The organism is Roseibium sp. SCP14, assembly GCF_040329475.1.
Classification (GTDB): Bacteria; Pseudomonadota; Alphaproteobacteria; order Rhizobiales; family Stappiaceae; genus Roseibium.
Window position 1 is genome coordinate 1 of record NZ_JBDZYH010000063.1, and the last position, 219, is coordinate 219.

The 219-nt window shown below is 62.1% G+C and carries 1 protein-coding gene; it reads right to left on the reverse strand.

The features are described from left to right. Positions 1-219, reverse strand: a 219-nt coding sequence (locus tag ABLQ08_RS32785) for a hypothetical protein (protein WP_352950940.1), incomplete at both ends; no start/stop codon positions are given.

The window sequence follows — 219 nt, forward strand, 5'->3', positions numbered from 1 at the left end:
GTCGGCATCGTCGGCGCCCCAGAGAACGTTCAACGATCCGGTCTCGCTCGAAGACACAAACGTCTCGGAACCGGCCGAACCCGTCGCATCTTCCGTCAGGCTGACCGTTTCCGTTGTACCGACAGACGGACTCCCGGCGTCATCATTGATCGTCACCGTGAAGGTCGACGTTGCCGTATCGCCGTCGCTGTCGGTCGCCGTGAAGCCGAACGTCAGGTC